The organism is Bacillus mycoides, assembly GCF_018742245.1.
In the GTDB taxonomy this organism is placed as follows: Bacteria; Bacillota; Bacilli; order Bacillales; family Bacillaceae_G; genus Bacillus_A; species Bacillus_A cereus_U.
This window is the reverse complement of the sequence record NZ_CP036132.1, coordinates 4,661,024-4,677,666: the sequence shown is the minus strand read 5'-3', so window position 1 is coordinate 4,677,666 and position 16,643 is coordinate 4,661,024. Positions and strand designations below refer to the sequence as shown.

The following is a 16,643-nucleotide window of genomic DNA, read 5'->3' as shown; positions in this document are numbered from 1 at the left end:
TTGTCAGGTCTTTTCCTTATTTAGTCACGAATACCTAATGCGATTTTCGCCATACGTGACATACGTTCTTTTGTCCATGGCGGATTCCATACAACTTTTACTTCTATTTCATTTACTTCGGGTACGTTCGTTGATAATATTTTTTTAACGTCTGATACGATTTGGCCAGCCATTGGACAACCGATAGAAGTCATTGTCATTGTAATGACAGCATTATTATTTTCATCTGCTGTAACGTCATAAACTAATCCGAGATTGATAATATCAACACCTAATTCAGGGTCAATAACAGCTTCTAAGTTCGCATATAACTTTTCTTCAAATGCTTGTTGTGACATGTGTAGCACCCCCTAAATATTAATGATATCGATTCTCATTATAATGGATATGCGTATAAAGTACAGGAAATGAGCTCAAAAAAATATTCCTCCCTTGAAAGGAGGAATATTTTTTTGGAAAGCTATTCAGTTTTAAAATGAGATACAAGCTGATCTAATTCTTCAACTGTTTGTTTCATTTGTTTTGCAGTTAGGGTCATTTCATTCATAACAACGACTTTCTGTGCAGCGAATTGTGCTGTTGCGACAGTCTCACTTGAAACTTCATTAGAAATTGAAGCGATGTTATTAAGTGAAGCATTCATTTCTTCAGCACTTGCGGCCATTTCTTCAGCAGTTGCTGATATGTCTTGGATTTGAGTAGACACTGTATTCACTTGACCGACGATTGTTGAGAAAGAAGAGCCTGCCTCACGAATGACGTTAATACCTTCAAATGCTTCAGAGCGACCTTGAGACATCATAGAGCTAGCAGTTTTTGTATCATTTTGAATTTGATGTAGCAACTGGTTAATATCTGTTGCCGCTGTTTTTGATTGTTCAGCAAGTTTACGAACTTCATCAGCTACGACAGCAAATCCTTTTCCTTGTTCACCGGCACGAGCCGCTTCAATAGAAGCATTTAAAGCAAGTAGATTTGTTTGTTCAGCGATATTGGAAATAGATTGTACAGCTGCATCAATATATTTCGTATGAGTGATTAGACGTTCGACCACTTCTGATGTAGCATTTACTGCTTCATGAATCGTCGTCATTTGCGAAATAGATTTTTGAATAACAGTACTTCCGTCGTTAGCGTGTTCTGACGTGGCTACAGCTAGTTCGGCTACAGAAGAAGCAGATTCTGCAATGCGCTGAACACTCATTGCCATATCATCCATTGCAGTCGAGCTTTCTTCCATACTAGAAGTTTGTGATTGGATGCTGGCATTTAAATTGGACATCGAGCTTTGAACTTTTATTGTTGCATCACGCGATGTATTGGTCTTTTCTAGCATGTTTTCGGAAGCATTTTGTACTTCCACAGAAGTTTTTTGAACACGATTAATGATATGCTGCAAGTTTTCTAACATGTTATTAAATGATGTGGCAATTGCACCGATTTCATCATTGCTATTTACTTGTAGACGTGCTGTTAAATCACCTTCTTGAGAAGCTAATTCTTTTAATTTCGTATCAATTTGTTCAATTGGTTTAACAAGCTTGCCAGAGAACCACCATGCAAGAATGAGTGCAACAATAATACATATAACAAGTGATAAGAAAACAATATATTCAATTAGCAGTGAAGATTGATCAATTTTTTCAATGGATTGTTCACGTAACTTAGCTTGTTCGTTGCTATAGTTTGTGAAGTCACCAATAACTTTATAAACAGTACCATTTTCTGAAGAAGCAAGTTGTAATGCTTCTTCCCATTTTTGTTCTTTTGCAAGAGAGAAAACTTTTTCTTCAACAAATTTTCTCCAAGTAGAACCTAGTTCCATAGTATCTTTTACAGATTGGGATACATTAGGGTTAGAAAGAAGTTGTGCTTTATTATCTTCAAGAAGCTTACTCATTTCATGAAACTTGTCTAATTCGACTTGATCGTGTTGCAGTAAATAACCTCTTAAAGCTGAAAGTTGTACTTGATACGCGTCTCCACGTTCTTTTAATTCTGTTGCAAGAGGGGAAATATCTTTTTGTAGTGCTTCAGCTTTATGAGATTGGTCAACAGCAAAGAATAAAATAAAAGCTAATGCGATGCCAAATAAAGCGCAAATCGTTCCCATCATGAACATTAATTTTTTTCGAATGCTAATAAAATTCATATGATAAAAAAGCCTCCTTTTTCAAATCTTAGTATTAGGATTAATTCATATAACGAATTAAAAGAAAGCCTTACTCCTAAAGGAACAAAGCTTTCTTCTTTCCTTTAGGCATTATAGCAGACAGAGGAAGAGAGAGAAAGATATATTTTAACGTGAAAAAAGCGGGCTGAAAAGTAATCCCTCTTTATTATGAAGGTATTAATCTGGTCAATAAAAATTATAGAAGATAATGGAAATAGGTAGATGAGTAGAAGTGAATATTATTAAAATGGATATATTTATATATCAAAAATTCTTAAATAAAAATAAGAAATACTATTGTAATTCGAAATAACATCCTGTATACTTCTAATTAGTTGATAACGATTATCACTATCAACTGAACATTACTCTTCGTTATGTTGGTCATACCCCTTTTTGACGACGTAAGTCAGAGACGAATGTTGAAATATCTTGTGTCCTATTCTACAGAATTATGGTAATCTCCAACCTCAACTTATATGCGTAAGCATGCAACAAAAAGGATCCTATCCGTGAAGGGATCCTTTTTTGCATGTTGTCGCAATTAATGTATATAGACCGGGTATGCGTTCTTCAATTCCTTCGGGTGAAGTAGAAGGGAAGACCCACCTTTGATGAGATCCGTGTTCTTCAATCAATTTTTCAACCTTGAAATTTGTTTCTGCCATTGCTGTAATAACTTCTCCTAGTGTCCAGCGCCTAATTTTTGTTCTCGGTAAAGCGTATTTCTGTGATTCCGTAAGGAGAGTACTGTAAGCTACGTCATCTTCAATAAGTTCCTCATCAAAATAATTTCCATTTGCTCGAAATGATGGATGATCTACTCCTAATAATTTTGTATAAACGGGATGATAGTCACGCAGTATAAATGTCCCATCTTGTTTTAGTAAGTGAGAGATTATATGAAAGAGTGGCTTTAAGTCTAAAAAGTAATGGAGCACGCCAAGTTCCAGTAATACGATATCAAATGATTGGGATAGATTTAAATCTAGTACATCGGAAACGATATATTGAATAGAGACGTCAGCAGCTTCGGCTAGTTCGGTTGCATATTTAGCATTACTTGCTGAAATGTCTACAACTGTTACATCGGCTCCTAAAAGAGCAAGAGCAACCGCCTTGTTTCCTTTTGATCCGAGTAAATTAATAATACGCTTTCCTTTTGGAGATTGTATGTAGGGTAAATAATGATCTACCTCGCGCACGGGATCTTCCATGAGCTTTTTCGCATAATCCTCTGGCGCCCCGTGGCGATTTGTCCAAGCTTCATAAGCAGCTGTATTCCAGCTTCTTTCATTTATCGTGCTTAGTTGCTTTTGATTCAATGTTATCACTCCTTTTGTGAACGTATATTTATTCGGCGGGAGAATGAGATTTCCTGTTCTTTTTGAATTAAAGTTTGATTTTTCTGTTATTAAGTCGTAAAATACGTGTTATACATAAAAGCATTGAAAAGGAAAAGTAGAATGAAACCATTCTTTCCAGAGAGCTTCGGTAGCTGAGAAGAAGCAAGAATATTCATTTGAACAATGGCCTTTGAGCTTCGTCCTGAACTTATCAAGTGATAATAGTAGGCGGCGACGAGAGTTGGTACTCGTTATCAAAACCACAGTATAAGAGCATATAGCTCCGTACTTGTTAAGGTTAGTTATGTGAATAACTGACGAAATAAGGTGGTATCGCGACTGTTTATCCAGCCCCGCCCTTATCTTTTTTAAGATAGGGGTGGGGCTTTTTATATTTTAAAGGAGGAATATAAGATGAGTATTTTTATTGGAGGCGCTTGGCCGTATGCAAATGGTTCGTTGCATCTTGGGCATATCGCTAGTTTATTACCAGGAGATATTTTAGCGCGCTATTACCGGGCTAAAGGTGAGAATGTTTTGTATGTTTCAGGAAGTGATTGTAATGGAACACCGATTGCAATTAGAGCGAAACAAGAAGGGGTTACAGTAAAGAAAATAGCTGATCAATATCATGAAGAATTCGAGCGATGTTTTCATAATCTTGGTTTTACGTATGATTACTATACACGTACAGATAGTGAGCATCATCATGAAACTGTTCAAAAAGTCTTTTTACGTCTATTAGAAGAAGGTTATATTTATAAAAAAGTAGTTGAGCAAGCTTATTGCGAAGCGTGTACGCAATTTTTACCGGATCGATATGTAGAAGGTATTTGTCCGCATTGCCATGAAGCAGCAAGGGGCGATCAATGCGATGCCTGTTCCGCTATTTTAGATCCACTCGATTTGTTAGAAAAGAAATGTAAGTTATGTGGTAGTACGCCATCAGTACAGGAAACAGAGCATTTCTATTTTGCATTGCATAAATTTCAACAACAAATTAAAGAGGCTGTAGAAATTGCAAAGCAGAAAGGAACATGGCGCGACAATGCAATTCAATTAACAGAGAGATATTTAAAGGAAGGATTACAAGATAGGGCAGTATCACGTGATTTACCAATTGGGGTACCAATTCCGGTGAAAGGATATGAAGATAAGAAAATTTACGTATGGATTGAAGCGGTGACAGGATATTATTCAGCGAGTAAACACTGGGCTGAAGAAACAGAGAAAGCTGATCAAGAGTTTTGGGATAGAGATGCGAAAACATATTATGTACATGGTAAGGATAATATTCCGTTTCATTCAATCATTTGGCCAGCGGTATTACTTGGAATAGGAGAAGAAGCGATCCCGCGTCATATCGTTTCGAATGAGTATCTAACAGTAGAAAAAAGAAAGTTATCGACAAGTAAAAACTGGGCAGTATGGGTACCTGATATATTGGAACGCTATAATCCAGATTCTATTCGTTACTTTTTAACAGTAAATGCACCAGAAAATCGTGATACTGATTTTTCATGGCGTGAATTCATTTACAGTCATAATAGTGAACTATTAGGCGCATACGGGAACTTTGTGAACCGGACGTTGAAGTTCATTGAAAAGTATTATGATGGCATTGTGCCAAAAGCAAATATTAATATAGAGCTGAGAGATAAGGTAGAAGGACTATATAAAAGTGTAGGAGAGGCGATTGAACAAACTAAATTTAAGGTGGCACTAGAAACAATATTTGATGCAGTACGCTTTGCAAATAAATACTTTGATGAAAAGCAGCCTTGGAAACAAAGAGAAGAGGACCCAGTTCCATGTGAGGAAACAATTTATAATTGTGTTTACCTGATAGCAAACTTTGCACAACTGCTTGAACCATTTTTACCGTTTTCAAGTGAAAGAGTTAGAAATACATTATCGAGTGTTAAAGTAAATTGGGAACCTCAAAATACGTTGCCAAACCGAATTGATAATGTGCAGCCATTATTTGAGCGAATCGATGTAAAACAAATTGAACATGAGGTAGAGAAGTTATATGGAGCGATAAAGTGAAATATAAGGAAAAGACCTTTCAAATAAAGTGAAACTTTAATCAGTGGGGGTTTTGTTCATCCCCCACTGATTATTAGTTGAACCAATCGGGCTTTTACGGGCAGTTGATCCCCCACCTAAATTCTTTGCTTTCTCTGAATTTTGAGGTGGGGGTCTTAATGCCCGTTAATGCGGGATAAATGAAAGGTCTTTTGTTATGCTGTATAACCCTCTTTCTTATCTTTTAAAAAGAAAAGCACAGCAAGGATTACGAGAATAATAGCCGCAATATCATATGTTATTTTGAAGGTAGAAATAAAGTTTAACATATCGTAACTTTATTCACATTTATATACAAGTTGATGTTTTCACGCACTATGCACACGATTATGTTTTTTTTCTTTCCTAGCAGTAAGTAGTTGTGGTGTGAAAATACCGAGTAATATAACCACAATCCCAATCCACTGCATTGGCGATACAACTTCATGAACAAGTGTAATAGAAGCGATAATGGCTGTTGGTAATTCAGCTGCACCTAATATTGTACCAAGTCCTGTTCCTACTTTTGGTACCCCAATTGAAAAACAAATGACAGGTATAATAACCCCGAACAGTCCAAGGAAGAAAGCATATTTCCATAGGCCTGCTTGTAAGGTACCATCTGTTAAAAAGGTAGGCGGGAAAAATAAGCATACAATAAGAGTAGCACTCGTCGTCATAAGAAAGCTTTTCGTATAAGGCGGAACATCTGTAGCAACGCGCCCGCTTACAAATACATAGAATGAGAAAGAGACGGCAGCTAATAGTCCGAAAATAATACCTTTCGTAGAAAAGTTTTGTCCAAGACCTTCAAATACTCCACCAGCAAACAATGTACCAGTAAATAAAATAATAATAGATATAACTTTCTCACGGCTTGGGAATGTCCGGTTCGCAAGCGCTTCGATGACTACACCAATCCAAGTGAACTGAAAGAGTAAAACGACAGCGATAGAGGCTGGCAATTCTTCTACGGAAATAGCATAGAAAATACCTGTCATACTCATTGTTGTGCCGACTGTTAGTAACGAAAAGAATTGTTTTTTTGATACTTTATGACGTGAAAAGAACAGAACGAGTAAAAGGAGTCCAATCCATCCGAAGACATATTGCCCTCCTAGTAGTTGGGGTGATGAAAATCCTTCGATGAATCCGAGTTTAAAAATAGTTGAAAGTACGCCGTAGCTACAAGCGCCGAATAAAACTAGTAATGAATACTTAAATTTCTCCATGTGAAAACCTCCTTATATAAAGTGAAACTTTAATCAGTGGGGGTTTTGTTCATCCCCCACTGATTATTAGCCCGACTCCCACCTAACTTCTTTGCTCCAGCCGAATTTTGAGGTGGGAGTTTTAATGCCCCAAAATAGCGGGATAAATAAAAAACGCCCGTTATCCTAATAAGGACAACGGGCGAACGAAACAGAGTCAGAGACTCTACAAAATTCCGCCACTCATACGAAGTATGAGTTTGGGGTATGAAATTATAGTAGTAGTTTACATTGCTTTTGGAAAGACAATTGAGCATTTTACACCTTGAGGTGTGTTTTGTATTCCATAAGGAAACTGATGTTTATCTAGTATTTGTTTTACAATATATAATCCAAGACCGCTACCTTGTACTAAACCGTTGTTTCCAGGATTAGCGCGATAGAAAGGCTCAAATAAATGAGCGAGTTTGTCCTCATCAATTTGTGAACCTGTATTTAATACTTCTAATGCGTAACCGTTCGGTTTTTCATAAAGCTTTATATATACATGCTGATGATCGATTGTATAGTGAATTGCATTTGAAATAATATTAAAAATAGCAGTTTGAATAAATTTAGGATCAGCTAAAATTTGTACGTCTTGCTTAATATTAGATTGAACATTTAATTGCTTTACAGATATAAAATAATCTACTTTCTTTATAACGTCCTCAATGATGTTAGATAGCGAAATAACTTCTAAATTCGGTTTGAATTGAGGATTTTGCATTTTGGATAATTCTGACATATTTTCCGTTAATACGTTAATATCCTGCATCATCTCGTAGGAACGTTTTAAGTATTTGTCTCTATCTTTGTATGCACCGATTCCGTGAATCATGCCATCTAGTTGGCCCATAACGGCTGCGATAGGTGTTTTTAATTCATGGGATACCATAGACATAAATTCTTTGCGAGATTGTTCTAATTGTTGTTCTTTCTTGAGCTCATTTCGTAAATCTGTATTTGTTTCATGTAGATTCTTCACAATGGTTGGGACTTGTGAAGCGGCTACTTGCAAATTAAAATCTGTTTGATCTGTATTTTTGTTAGGTGATTGTTGATCTGAAAAGTCCAGATTTATAATATCTTTTAAAGTATCACTCATATATTGAAAAGGTTTGGCAATTAGTTTGGCATAAACTAAAGAACCGAGCAGAGATAATGCAAGCATTGTTGCACCAATATTTGGAGCTAATTGTTGCATTATCTCTGCTAAACTAGGATTATCATGTGTTTCGTTTGTTTTCTTTGCTGCATTTTGTGTATGTAAGGAATCAGTGTTAGCGGCTATTTGTTCCGCTTTAGTATGTGATTCAGTTTTGTTACTTTCCTCCGAAAGATTTGCTATATTTTCTTTTGCTTTTGTAGTTTGGCTAGGTTGCAAAAGATGATTAATAGCCGTAGAGAGTGTTTTGAAATCTATAATAGATGACTGGAAATTTGAAATGCTACCCTCTGAAACAGCTTTATTCTGTTCTCTTTTATTTTGTTCGTTTTTCGTAACTGAATCCGCATGTTCCGCAGTTTGAGTTTCAGGGTTTTTCGCATAACGCCCTTTATCATAGTTTAAAGCTAGAAAATAAATGATTTGATAAAGACAAATTGATAAAAGAACACAAAACAATAGGGTTTTGATGAAAATATTTTTGGTGATGTTATCCTTACTATGCTTCGATTTTGTAGCCAATGCCTTTCACCGTTTTAATATAAGTAATCCCTAATTTTTTCCTTAAATTTTTAATATGTGTATCTATAACTCTTACATCACCATAATGTTCATAGCCCCATACCTTATTTAACAAATCACTTCTTGATAATACTTTTCCTCGATTTTGTAACAACGTATATATAATCTCAAATTCTTTAGTTGTTAGTTCAATTTGATTACCATGAACATAAGCCGCATATGCTGTAGAATTTAACATCAATTCATGGAATTGTAGTATAGTTGCAGTTTCGGCTTCCTTCGTTGTTGTCCTTCTTAATACAGCTTCTACGCGTTTAATAAATACCGTGTAATGGAACGGTTTCGTAATATAGTCATCAACGCCCAACTCAAACCCTTTAATTTCACTCTCTTCATTATGTAAGCCTGTTAACATAATGATTGGTACATCAGACTGTCCACGCATAATTTTACAAATACTATAACCATCTATATCTGGTAACATTACATCAAGGAGGACAAGGTCGTATGAATTTTTTTGGAAAAGAAGAATACCCTCTGTGCCAGCGCCAACGACATCAACGGTAAAGTTTTGTGCCATTAGAAATTCACGAATAAGTTCTTGTATATCTGGGTTGTCTTCAATCACCAGTATATGCGTCATAGTAACACCTCCTAAATAACGCTTTTTACTGAAATATTCGAATTCATCATTTTTCGGATGACTCAAATTGTTTATACATATAATAAGCCCCCGCTATAAAATAATCATGAAAGCAGCAAGGGGAATTGTTTAGAGAAACTGAATATTTCAGAATTACAGTAGTTCTATTATAGTATGTATTGTAAAATTTATAAAATATTATAACTGTATAATTTTAATATCCATGTTTATCAATGTTTTGATGTTATTTGACACAATCTATTCTCATTATATATGTAAATACAGTTGTTTTGCTACTGTATTTGAATAAATAAAATAAGCCAAGATATAAAATTCTTGGCTACACGTAAATCGTGTTCTTAGGTTATTTTACAGTGACAGTAGCTTGCTGCTGAATACGCTCAAATAACCAGTGTATATCATTGTTATACATACGAATACAACCAAGTGTTGTCGCTTTTCCGATTGCTTGATTATTGTTAGTTCCATGAATAGCATAAGTTGTTCCATAAGTTCCTGCCATATTTAATCCGAGCCAACGGTCACCAAGTGGATTGCGTGGGTCGCCGCCTTTAATTTTGCCTGTATAATAAGGACGGTTTTTAATTTTGTTTACCACTTGAAAAGTACCTTTCGGTGTAGGTGTTGCTGTTTTGCCAGTAGCGACAGTGAAGCTTTTTATAAGCTTTCCATTTTGATAGAAATCCATTTTATTTAATTTCGTGTCAACGATAAGTTGTTCGTTAGTTGAAGCTGCCTCTGCAGACATATATGGAACAGTTAAAAAAACTAACGATAACATAATAGTTACTAGTAATTTTTTCATTGATATTCTCCTTTTACTATTTTAGTAGTATTACATACAATGAATTTGTAATACTCGTAATGCTTGATGTACGTTTTCATTTAGTGATTCAAAAAAAGTAGTGATTTTTGTATTATGTTTGTTGTTTTTATCAATGAGCAATCTTTCATTTAGTAAAAGCTCACCGTATAGTCCGAAGCTCTGTACTTGAATGTTCATTTCATCTTCTGTTTCAGAAATGATTGGTAAGAAATAATGAAACGCTTTCGTTGGAATGATATAACTTTTTCCAATCATGCTTTCTTGATTAGAATTAGTCCATTTTTTCGTGACAATTTTAATATTCTTTTTAGAAACGACAAAAGATAGCGTTGTGGATTTTGTTAAACTTACGTCAAATTCATTTGTTTCACATATGTGTAAATTAAAAATCGTTTCATTTGGATGAGATTCAATATTGGTATTAATAAAATCGTGCATTTTATAAGCTTCCATTCTTATTCTCCCTTTTTTCATTTTCAGAAAGCGATTTATATTTATTCAATTTAATGTTTAGGTAATATAGTAGTAAAAGTTTTCAACAAATTCCGATATAATCTTACAATACATATATGAAGCTAATATGAAGTTAGTATGAGTTTGTTATGGTTTTTTATAGAGAACAAAATGAGGCGATTTTCGAGTGCTGAAAACTGGATAAAATTTGTATATTAATGACTCTAGCCATTGTAATAGGTAGGTGTCATCCCGTTTTAAAACGATAATTTATATAATTAAATAAAGAACAGAAAACTTTAGCATGAGCCTTACAAAAATGTAATAAAAATGTAAGCTATTGTGATAGTTATTTCGACAATTTTTTTATACAATAATAGTAACAAGTTGTACGTGGATGAAAGGGGAGATGACATGGAATGGGTTCATGAATTATTTCAGCAATACGGGTATTATGTAGTACTTGTAGGTTTGCTGTTAGAATATATTGCACTTCCGTTTCCGGGAGAGCCAACATTAGCATATGCGGGATTTTTAGCACAGAAGGGTGATCTAAGTTTACCTATTTTAATTATCCTATCCTTTATTGGGACAAGTGTAGGAATGACAATCCAATACTTTTTAGGAAATAAGCTTGGTATGCCTTTTGTTCAAAAATACGGGAAGTACGTATTTTTAACACAAAGAAAAATTGATTTAACGAGAATGTGGTTCGATAAGTATGGATATTTCCTTATCTTTATTGGTTTCTTCATTCCTGGTGTACGTCATTTTACAGGATACTTTGCAGGTATCATTAACTTACCGTTTCGCCGCTTTGCGATTACAATTTATTCAGGTGCTCTGTTTTGGGTATCATTCTTCTTAATCGGTGGTTATTGGTTAGGTGGAAACTTACAGGATATTTTTGGGGTGCTAGAAGGTCATATCGGTAAAATTATCTTTGGAGTTATCGTGATCGTAGCAATTACGCTAGGCATTCGTTTCCGCAAACAGTTAAAACGAGTACTGTTACAAAACGCAAGTTAATATGAAATCCATTCTATGTCAAAATTTAGGAAGGCAGTGCTTTTGAGCACTGCCTTTTTTATTGTGTTTTCCAGTTTGCTTTTATTTTTTCCTCGATACCGTAACCGGTCACTACTATATAATATGTTCCCGTTTTACTAGGTGAAAGTTCGTACGTATCGTTGCTTAGTATGGACATAGGTTCATATTTATCCCGCTATTTGCCGGCCGTAAAAGCCCGATTGGTGAGGGCTAATAATCAGTGGGGGATGAACAAAACCCCCACTGATTAAAGTTTCACTTTATTAAATTTACTAGAAAAGCCAGTGCTATAACCTTGGTAGGTGCTATTTTCAGTAATAAGGAAGTTTACGTTGACCTCAATTATGTAGTTCTTGAAAATTATTATATACGTTATGTCTAGTATAATATATATTCATTTTTGACATGTATCTACGTCAAAATGACAATGATAATTGACATTTGAAAGGATATTATTTACAATTTTAATTAAATAAATGAAAAAGAGGTAAAGCATGAAGCTTCAAAATAGAGTGAGGGAATTTAGAGCAAAGCATCGTTTATCACAAGGTGAGTTAGGTAAAGCGATTGGTTCATCTCGGCAAACCATTAGTTTAATTGAGCGTGGGGATTATGCGCCGTCTATTGTGTTATCGCTAAAAATCGCACAAATTTTTGGAGCGCCGGTGGAGGAGATATTTATGTTAGTGGAGGGGGAAGAGGAAGATGAAGATGGAGATGGAGAGTAGACTAAAAAAACAATTCAATATTTTGGGGAAGTTTTTATTAAGTATGATATTTGGCTTTTTTGCATCTTATATAGCTTTAGATTTGCTTTCGGATGAACCGAGAAAATTATCACCGAATATATTACTAGGGGTATGTACGATATTTGGAGTAGTAATGATTTATTACACTTGGAAGAATACACGTATGTTAGCGAAAGCACGCGATGAAGAAGAGAGCGTACAAGGCAGAAAGTTAGGCATTATAATCATGTATTTACGTGTAGGTGATATAGTGATGCAGGCATGGTTTGTATATGCAATTATTACATGTAGACGTGCACTCATACATGACGAAAATGTTTCATTTACAGTTTGGAATTTGGTAGCTGCTACTGCCTGTTTAACCATTGTAGTGATTATCGGGATCATAACAAAGAATCGTTATAACAAGCTATATCCTGAACAAGGTGTAACATATATGGAATCGATGAAAATGTGGACGAAAAATGCAGATGAGGGGTTAAAGCATATTGTGCATGAGGCTGGATATAAAGCGTATGAATTTACAAATACAGTACTGGCGTTGGCTTGGTGGGCTGCCGTTATATATACAGCGACTAGTGATATCAATTTCGTGTTGCTTGGCTTAATCTCGTTTATTTGGATATTACATATCGGGAAATTTATGTACGAAATGCATAAAAAGATGATTTATTAAGGGGAGAGAAACGGTGGATATTTTAAGAAGACCTGCTTTTTCATTATTCGTTGCCTTCGTTTGCTCCGCTTTATACGGATTCATTCGAATAGAAAAAGTACAGCAAATTATAGAAATATGGGCCTTTTTCGGGATTGCATTGCTAGTGTTAGCTATTCATGAATTAGGGCATGTAATATGTGGTTTGATAGTCGGTTTGAAATTTAAGTTTATGGCAGTAGGACCAATTACTGTTCAAAAAGAAAAGGGGAAAATACGAATTCGAGAAAATAAAATATGGATGTATGTTGGTGGCGTTGCAATGTTAGTGCCGCCTTCCACACATACACCGAACCTTTCAAGAAAATGGGCATGGATGACTTTAAGCGGACCATTAACGAGTTTCGTATTTGGCATTGTATCAGGTTACATATATATGGTGAGTTATTACCACATGCTTTTATACTTTTCAGTGTTACACCTTGCAATCTTTGTCGTCACAGCAATTCCAATAAAGGGAACGCTACTAAGCGATGGTATGCAATTTCTCATTTTAATTAAAGATGATGAAAAGGCTAGAGAGCATTTATACACGATTCAAGTATCGAGTGAGTTATTTAGTTACAAAAGACCGGAAGATTGGGATGAGAGATTAATAGAACTTAGTGAGGAAAAATTAAAAGAGGATAAAAGTATAAGCGAGATAATGAGTGGACTTATGCTCGTCTTTTATGCCCGAGCTGATCAAGAGGGAATGGAAAGGGCGATACCGTATGTAGAACAAATTGTTCAACTACCTGTAATGAAAGAAAATAAATTTTTCGTTAGTAGCTTTCATAGTTGGTATCTTTTATATAAAGTACTGTATCAGGAGGGAAATCTTTCCCTGCAAGAAGCGAAGGAACATGCAAAGGCAATTACAAAAATGGACTTAAATGGGTATTACCGCACACAAGGAATTGTTAAATATTTAGAGGGTGATTTAGAAGCTTCACGCACTTATATGAGGAAAGCTGATAAAGAATTGAAGAGCGCTGAGAAGAGTGAGATAGGATATTTACAATTAGAGAGAGAATGGTTTGAGCAGTTGAAGGAGAGGGTATCTTACGATGGGTGAGGTATCCTCTTTTCTGTATGTAATCTTCTGCCGTTCCATAAAAAGTTCGGGGCGAGTAAAATGAGATAAGAAGAGCAAAGCTTGGAGGAATTATATATGGAAATTTTAGCGATTATTTTGTTAGTCTTGCTCATTTATGCTGTTTTTAAAGTGACTTATGTAGCATTAAAGATACTTGCGATTCTTTTAGTTATCTTTTTGATTGTGGAGTTCGGTAGTAAGTTGCTTGGGGTATAGGGTATGTTGTACTTTAGGGATGTTGAAAGATGTCGGTAAGTCGATATCCTGTGTCGAACCGTCGATATATTTGAAAAATCGCTGATATATTTCAGGTAATACCAGCATAGGTATGTGCGGGGGGGATAGCAAACAAAAAAGCTGGAAGAGTATCTTCCAGCTTAAGAGTTGCTTTCAATTTGTTGACCATTTTCTTCTTCGTGGTCTTGTAATAGGTTGAATACGTCTGCTAGGCAGAATGCGATAAACCAAGTCCATAGACCGTGGAAGAAAGCTGAGCTTAATTGAAGTGGTAATGTATAGTTTGTCATTGAGTAGGAAATACATCCGCCAACGATTCCGATCATTGTTAATAACATTGTTTTTTGAGCATTTTCTTCTGGATTGAAGAGGAAGAAAATATATCCGCCTAAAATTGAAGCGCTTACAAGGGTTTCGATTCCATTAAAAATGATATTCTCTCCAAGCTCAGTGTTTGTCCAGAAACAGATTGCACCGCCGACGATGGCAAATAGGACAGCTAGTGTGTATCGTATATATTGATTCATATGTTCATCTCCTTATGTAATAAGATGATTTGGAAGTCAAAAAGGTAGGTATAGTATATTGAAGTGAATTTTAGTTGTACGTATCTTTTTATAAAAAGATCAGTGAAGAATAACTAAGATGAACGGCTTTTGGAAAACCGTTACGTGTATGGTGTCTGAAATATACCCGACTGCTCGTTTCTTTTTGCTTATAAAAATAAGAGAAACTTCCAAGTCTATATACTCTTTTTTGTAAGTCTGCTTTCATTATAACACATTTAGGGGCACAATTATAGAATTATCTGATTTTGTAATAAGTGTAAAAAATAAAAAGCGCAAGGAATTGTAGTTCCTTGCGCTTTTTTATATACGTTTGAAACGGCCGACAATTTCAACTGTTTCAGTAATGTTCATAAATGCTTTATTATCCACTTGGCGGATAATACGTTTCATTTCGCCCAACTCGTAGCGAGTTACGACAGTGTAAATCATTTTTTTCTTATGGTTTGTATAGCCGCCGACAGCATCTACCATTGTTACGCCACGTATGCCGTGATGTAATAGTGAGCTTTTTATTTCCTCACCTTTTTCTGTAATTGTCATTATCGTTAATTTAATATGTTTTGTGTGCACGGCATCAATTACTTTGCTGACTACAAACCGACTAATTAACGTATAAAGCGTAATATCCCATCCGAAAATAAATCCTGCTGCAACAAGTAAGATTAAGTTGAATCCAAAGATGATTGCTCCAATTGAAACATCGCGATGTTTCGCTACAATCAATCCAACAACATCAAAACCACCTGTTGAAGAAGCAAATCGGAATATGATTCCTGAGGCAGCACCGCAGATGACACCACCGAATACAGAAGACAGCAAAATATCATCTGAAACTTGGTGTACTGGGATAATGTTCATCGCTAAAGATGATACAGCTACAAAGTATGCCGTTAAAAAGGTTGTCTTCTTTCCTAAGTAAAAGTGACTTAAAATAAGAAGTGGAATGTTTAGTAAAAAGATAAGTGCTCCGATATTGTAGTGCATTAAATAACCGATAATCATCCCTACACCAGCGAACCCACCGCTAATCATATTATGCGGGATAAAAAACATATTCATAGAAATTGCATACAAAATAGAAGCTATAAAAATAACAACTAACTGTATGATAAATTCTAAGTGAAATGTTTTAGCTGCTGGGAAGGATAAAAAGGCGGTGTCGGGAACGTAATCGGCGTCTCCTAGTTGACCCATAGTATGTTTCATCTCCATATTCATTTTTGATTACAAGAAGAGAATAAAGCTTTTTTCAAAAACTGGCAATAGTTTTATTATAATGCAAAAATTTTATAAATTTCTAAAAAATCAAACCTATTCAAAGGTACGTGTGAATATACTAAAGAAAGCGAATACATTGGTTTTCTAGCATAATTTTTTGAGAAAATATGCAAAATTCTTTTTTGAAAATAAAAGGAAATAGAGAATGTTTGTTGAATGTGCTAAAATGACTTTATTAAGGATGTGAAGCGATGGAATTTTTATTGCAGGATGCAATTCTATATATATCGTTTGTAACGACGGCGCTTTGTTTATTAGAAGTCTTTTTTCTTGCTAACGTTTCTCGCTTTGTGCGTCAGCAAGCATCGAACGGTAGACAGAGAGCGTTTAAACTAGTTGATACGTGTGAAGAGGGTACAAGAAATGTACCGCTATTTTCTATTTTTTATAAATATGGAATGATTCGTTCTGTCCGCAGACAAGAATCGAGTGGAGAGAGTGACGAGGTAGGTCCGTATACACCAATGTTTCGCTAATTAATTACGAAACATTGGAGGA

Annotated in this window: 17 protein-coding genes and 1 other annotated feature; of the genes, 7 read left to right on the top strand and 10 right to left on the bottom strand. The window is 35.2% G+C overall.

Going from position 1 to position 16,643, the window contains the following annotated elements:
* Window positions 1-20: 20 nt before the first annotated feature.
* The 3 genes from EXW56_RS24145 to EXW56_RS24135 all read right to left on the bottom strand — a co-directional run bounded on the left by EXW56_RS24145 (window position 21) and on the right by EXW56_RS24135 (window position 3,498).
* The gene (locus tag EXW56_RS24145; RefSeq protein WP_002159958.1) at window positions 21-338 is read right to left on the bottom strand and encodes a metal-sulfur cluster assembly factor; all 318 of its coding nucleotides are present in this window, start codon (window positions 336-338) and stop codon (window positions 21-23) included.
* Between the two features lie 122 nt (window positions 339-460).
* Window positions 461-2,152 carry a methyl-accepting chemotaxis protein gene (locus EXW56_RS24140; RefSeq protein WP_002198919.1) on the bottom strand — a complete coding sequence of 564 codons (1,692 nt, stop codon included), beginning with the start codon at window positions 2,150-2,152 and terminating at the stop codon, window positions 461-463.
* Between the two features lie 527 nt (window positions 2,153-2,679).
* Window positions 2,680-3,498: a class I SAM-dependent methyltransferase gene (locus EXW56_RS24135; RefSeq protein ID WP_002198920.1), complete on the bottom strand. Its 819-nt coding sequence runs from the start codon at window positions 3,496-3,498 to the stop codon at window positions 2,680-2,682.
* Between the two features lie 114 nt (window positions 3,499-3,612).
* Window positions 3,613-3,883: a binding site (T-box leader), on the top strand.
* A gap of 50 nt (window positions 3,884-3,933) precedes the next feature.
* Between EXW56_RS24135 and metG the strand changes: the two genes are divergently transcribed.
* Window positions 3,934-5,568 carry a methionine--tRNA ligase gene (metG, locus tag EXW56_RS24130; protein WP_215597029.1) on the top strand — a complete coding sequence of 545 codons (1,635 nt, stop codon included), beginning with the start codon at window positions 3,934-3,936 and terminating at the stop codon, window positions 5,566-5,568.
* A 347-nt stretch (window positions 5,569-5,915) separates the two neighbouring features.
* Here metG and EXW56_RS24125 read toward each other — a convergent pair whose 3' ends face one another.
* The 5 genes from EXW56_RS24125 to EXW56_RS24105 all read right to left on the bottom strand — a co-directional run bounded on the left by EXW56_RS24125 (window position 5,916) and on the right by EXW56_RS24105 (window position 10,469).
* Window positions 5,916-6,818 carry an EamA family transporter gene (locus EXW56_RS24125; RefSeq protein ID WP_215597028.1) on the bottom strand — a complete coding sequence of 301 codons (903 nt, stop codon included), beginning with the start codon at window positions 6,816-6,818 and terminating at the stop codon, window positions 5,916-5,918.
* Window positions 6,819-7,083: 265 nt separating this feature from the next.
* Window positions 7,084-8,526 (bottom strand): sensor histidine kinase, encoded by a 1,443-nt coding sequence (locus EXW56_RS24120; RefSeq protein ID WP_215597027.1) that lies wholly within the window; start codon window positions 8,524-8,526, stop codon window positions 7,084-7,086.
* On the bottom strand, window positions 8,504-9,169 hold the full coding sequence (locus tag EXW56_RS24115) for a response regulator transcription factor (RefSeq protein ID WP_002198924.1): 666 nt from the start codon (window positions 9,167-9,169) through the stop codon (window positions 8,504-8,506). The genes EXW56_RS24120 and EXW56_RS24115 overlap by 23 nt, the downstream gene beginning before the upstream one ends.
* Before the next feature lie 364 nt (window positions 9,170-9,533).
* A complete protein-coding gene (locus EXW56_RS24110) occupies window positions 9,534-9,995 on the bottom strand; it encodes a L,D-transpeptidase (RefSeq protein WP_002198925.1) in 462 nt (153 codons plus the stop codon).
* A gap of 30 nt (window positions 9,996-10,025) precedes the next feature.
* A complete protein-coding gene (locus EXW56_RS24105) occupies window positions 10,026-10,469 on the bottom strand; it encodes a DUF3978 family protein (RefSeq protein ID WP_215597026.1) in 444 nt (147 codons plus the stop codon).
* A gap of 414 nt (window positions 10,470-10,883) precedes the next feature.
* Between EXW56_RS24105 and EXW56_RS24100 the strand changes: the two genes are divergently transcribed.
* From EXW56_RS24100 to EXW56_RS24080, 5 genes are all read left to right on the top strand, one after another.
* The gene (locus tag EXW56_RS24100; RefSeq protein WP_002159967.1) at window positions 10,884-11,498 is read left to right on the top strand and encodes a DedA family protein; all 615 of its coding nucleotides are present in this window, start codon (window positions 10,884-10,886) and stop codon (window positions 11,496-11,498) included.
* A 515-nt stretch (window positions 11,499-12,013) separates the two neighbouring features.
* Window positions 12,014-12,247, top strand: a complete 234-nt coding sequence (locus EXW56_RS24095) for a helix-turn-helix transcriptional regulator (RefSeq protein WP_215597025.1) — start codon at window positions 12,014-12,016, stop codon at window positions 12,245-12,247.
* Window positions 12,237-12,944, top strand: coding sequence for a DUF3169 family protein (locus EXW56_RS24090; protein ID WP_002112712.1), 708 nt, complete (start codon window positions 12,237-12,239; stop codon window positions 12,942-12,944). Before EXW56_RS24095 ends, EXW56_RS24090 begins: the two co-directional genes overlap by 11 nt.
* Window positions 12,945-12,957: 13 nt before the next feature.
* Entirely contained in the window at window positions 12,958-14,040 is a 1,083-nt protein-coding gene (locus EXW56_RS24085; RefSeq protein WP_002112711.1) for a M50 family metallopeptidase, read from the top strand.
* Window positions 14,041-14,136: 96 nt separating this feature from the next.
* Window positions 14,137-14,277 carry a DUF3985 family protein gene (locus tag EXW56_RS24080; protein WP_002198929.1) on the top strand — a complete coding sequence of 47 codons (141 nt, stop codon included), beginning with the start codon at window positions 14,137-14,139 and terminating at the stop codon, window positions 14,275-14,277.
* Window positions 14,278-14,438: 161 nt separating this feature from the next.
* Here EXW56_RS24080 and EXW56_RS24075 read toward each other — a convergent pair whose 3' ends face one another.
* Together EXW56_RS24075 and EXW56_RS24070 are read right to left on the bottom strand one after the other, a co-directional pair.
* Window positions 14,439-14,825 (bottom strand): DUF3938 domain-containing protein, encoded by a 387-nt coding sequence (locus tag EXW56_RS24075; protein WP_002112709.1) that lies wholly within the window; start codon window positions 14,823-14,825, stop codon window positions 14,439-14,441.
* Window positions 14,826-15,167: 342 nt separating this feature from the next.
* A complete protein-coding gene (locus tag EXW56_RS24070; RefSeq protein WP_000530031.1) occupies window positions 15,168-16,061 on the bottom strand; it encodes a YitT family protein in 894 nt (297 codons plus the stop codon).
* A 275-nt stretch (window positions 16,062-16,336) separates the two neighbouring features.
* On the opposite strand from EXW56_RS24070, the gene EXW56_RS24065 reads away from it, so the two are divergent.
* Window positions 16,337-16,621: a hypothetical protein gene (locus tag EXW56_RS24065; RefSeq protein WP_002112708.1), complete on the top strand. Its 285-nt coding sequence runs from the start codon at window positions 16,337-16,339 to the stop codon at window positions 16,619-16,621.
* The last annotated feature ends 22 nt before the right edge of the window (window positions 16,622-16,643 follow it).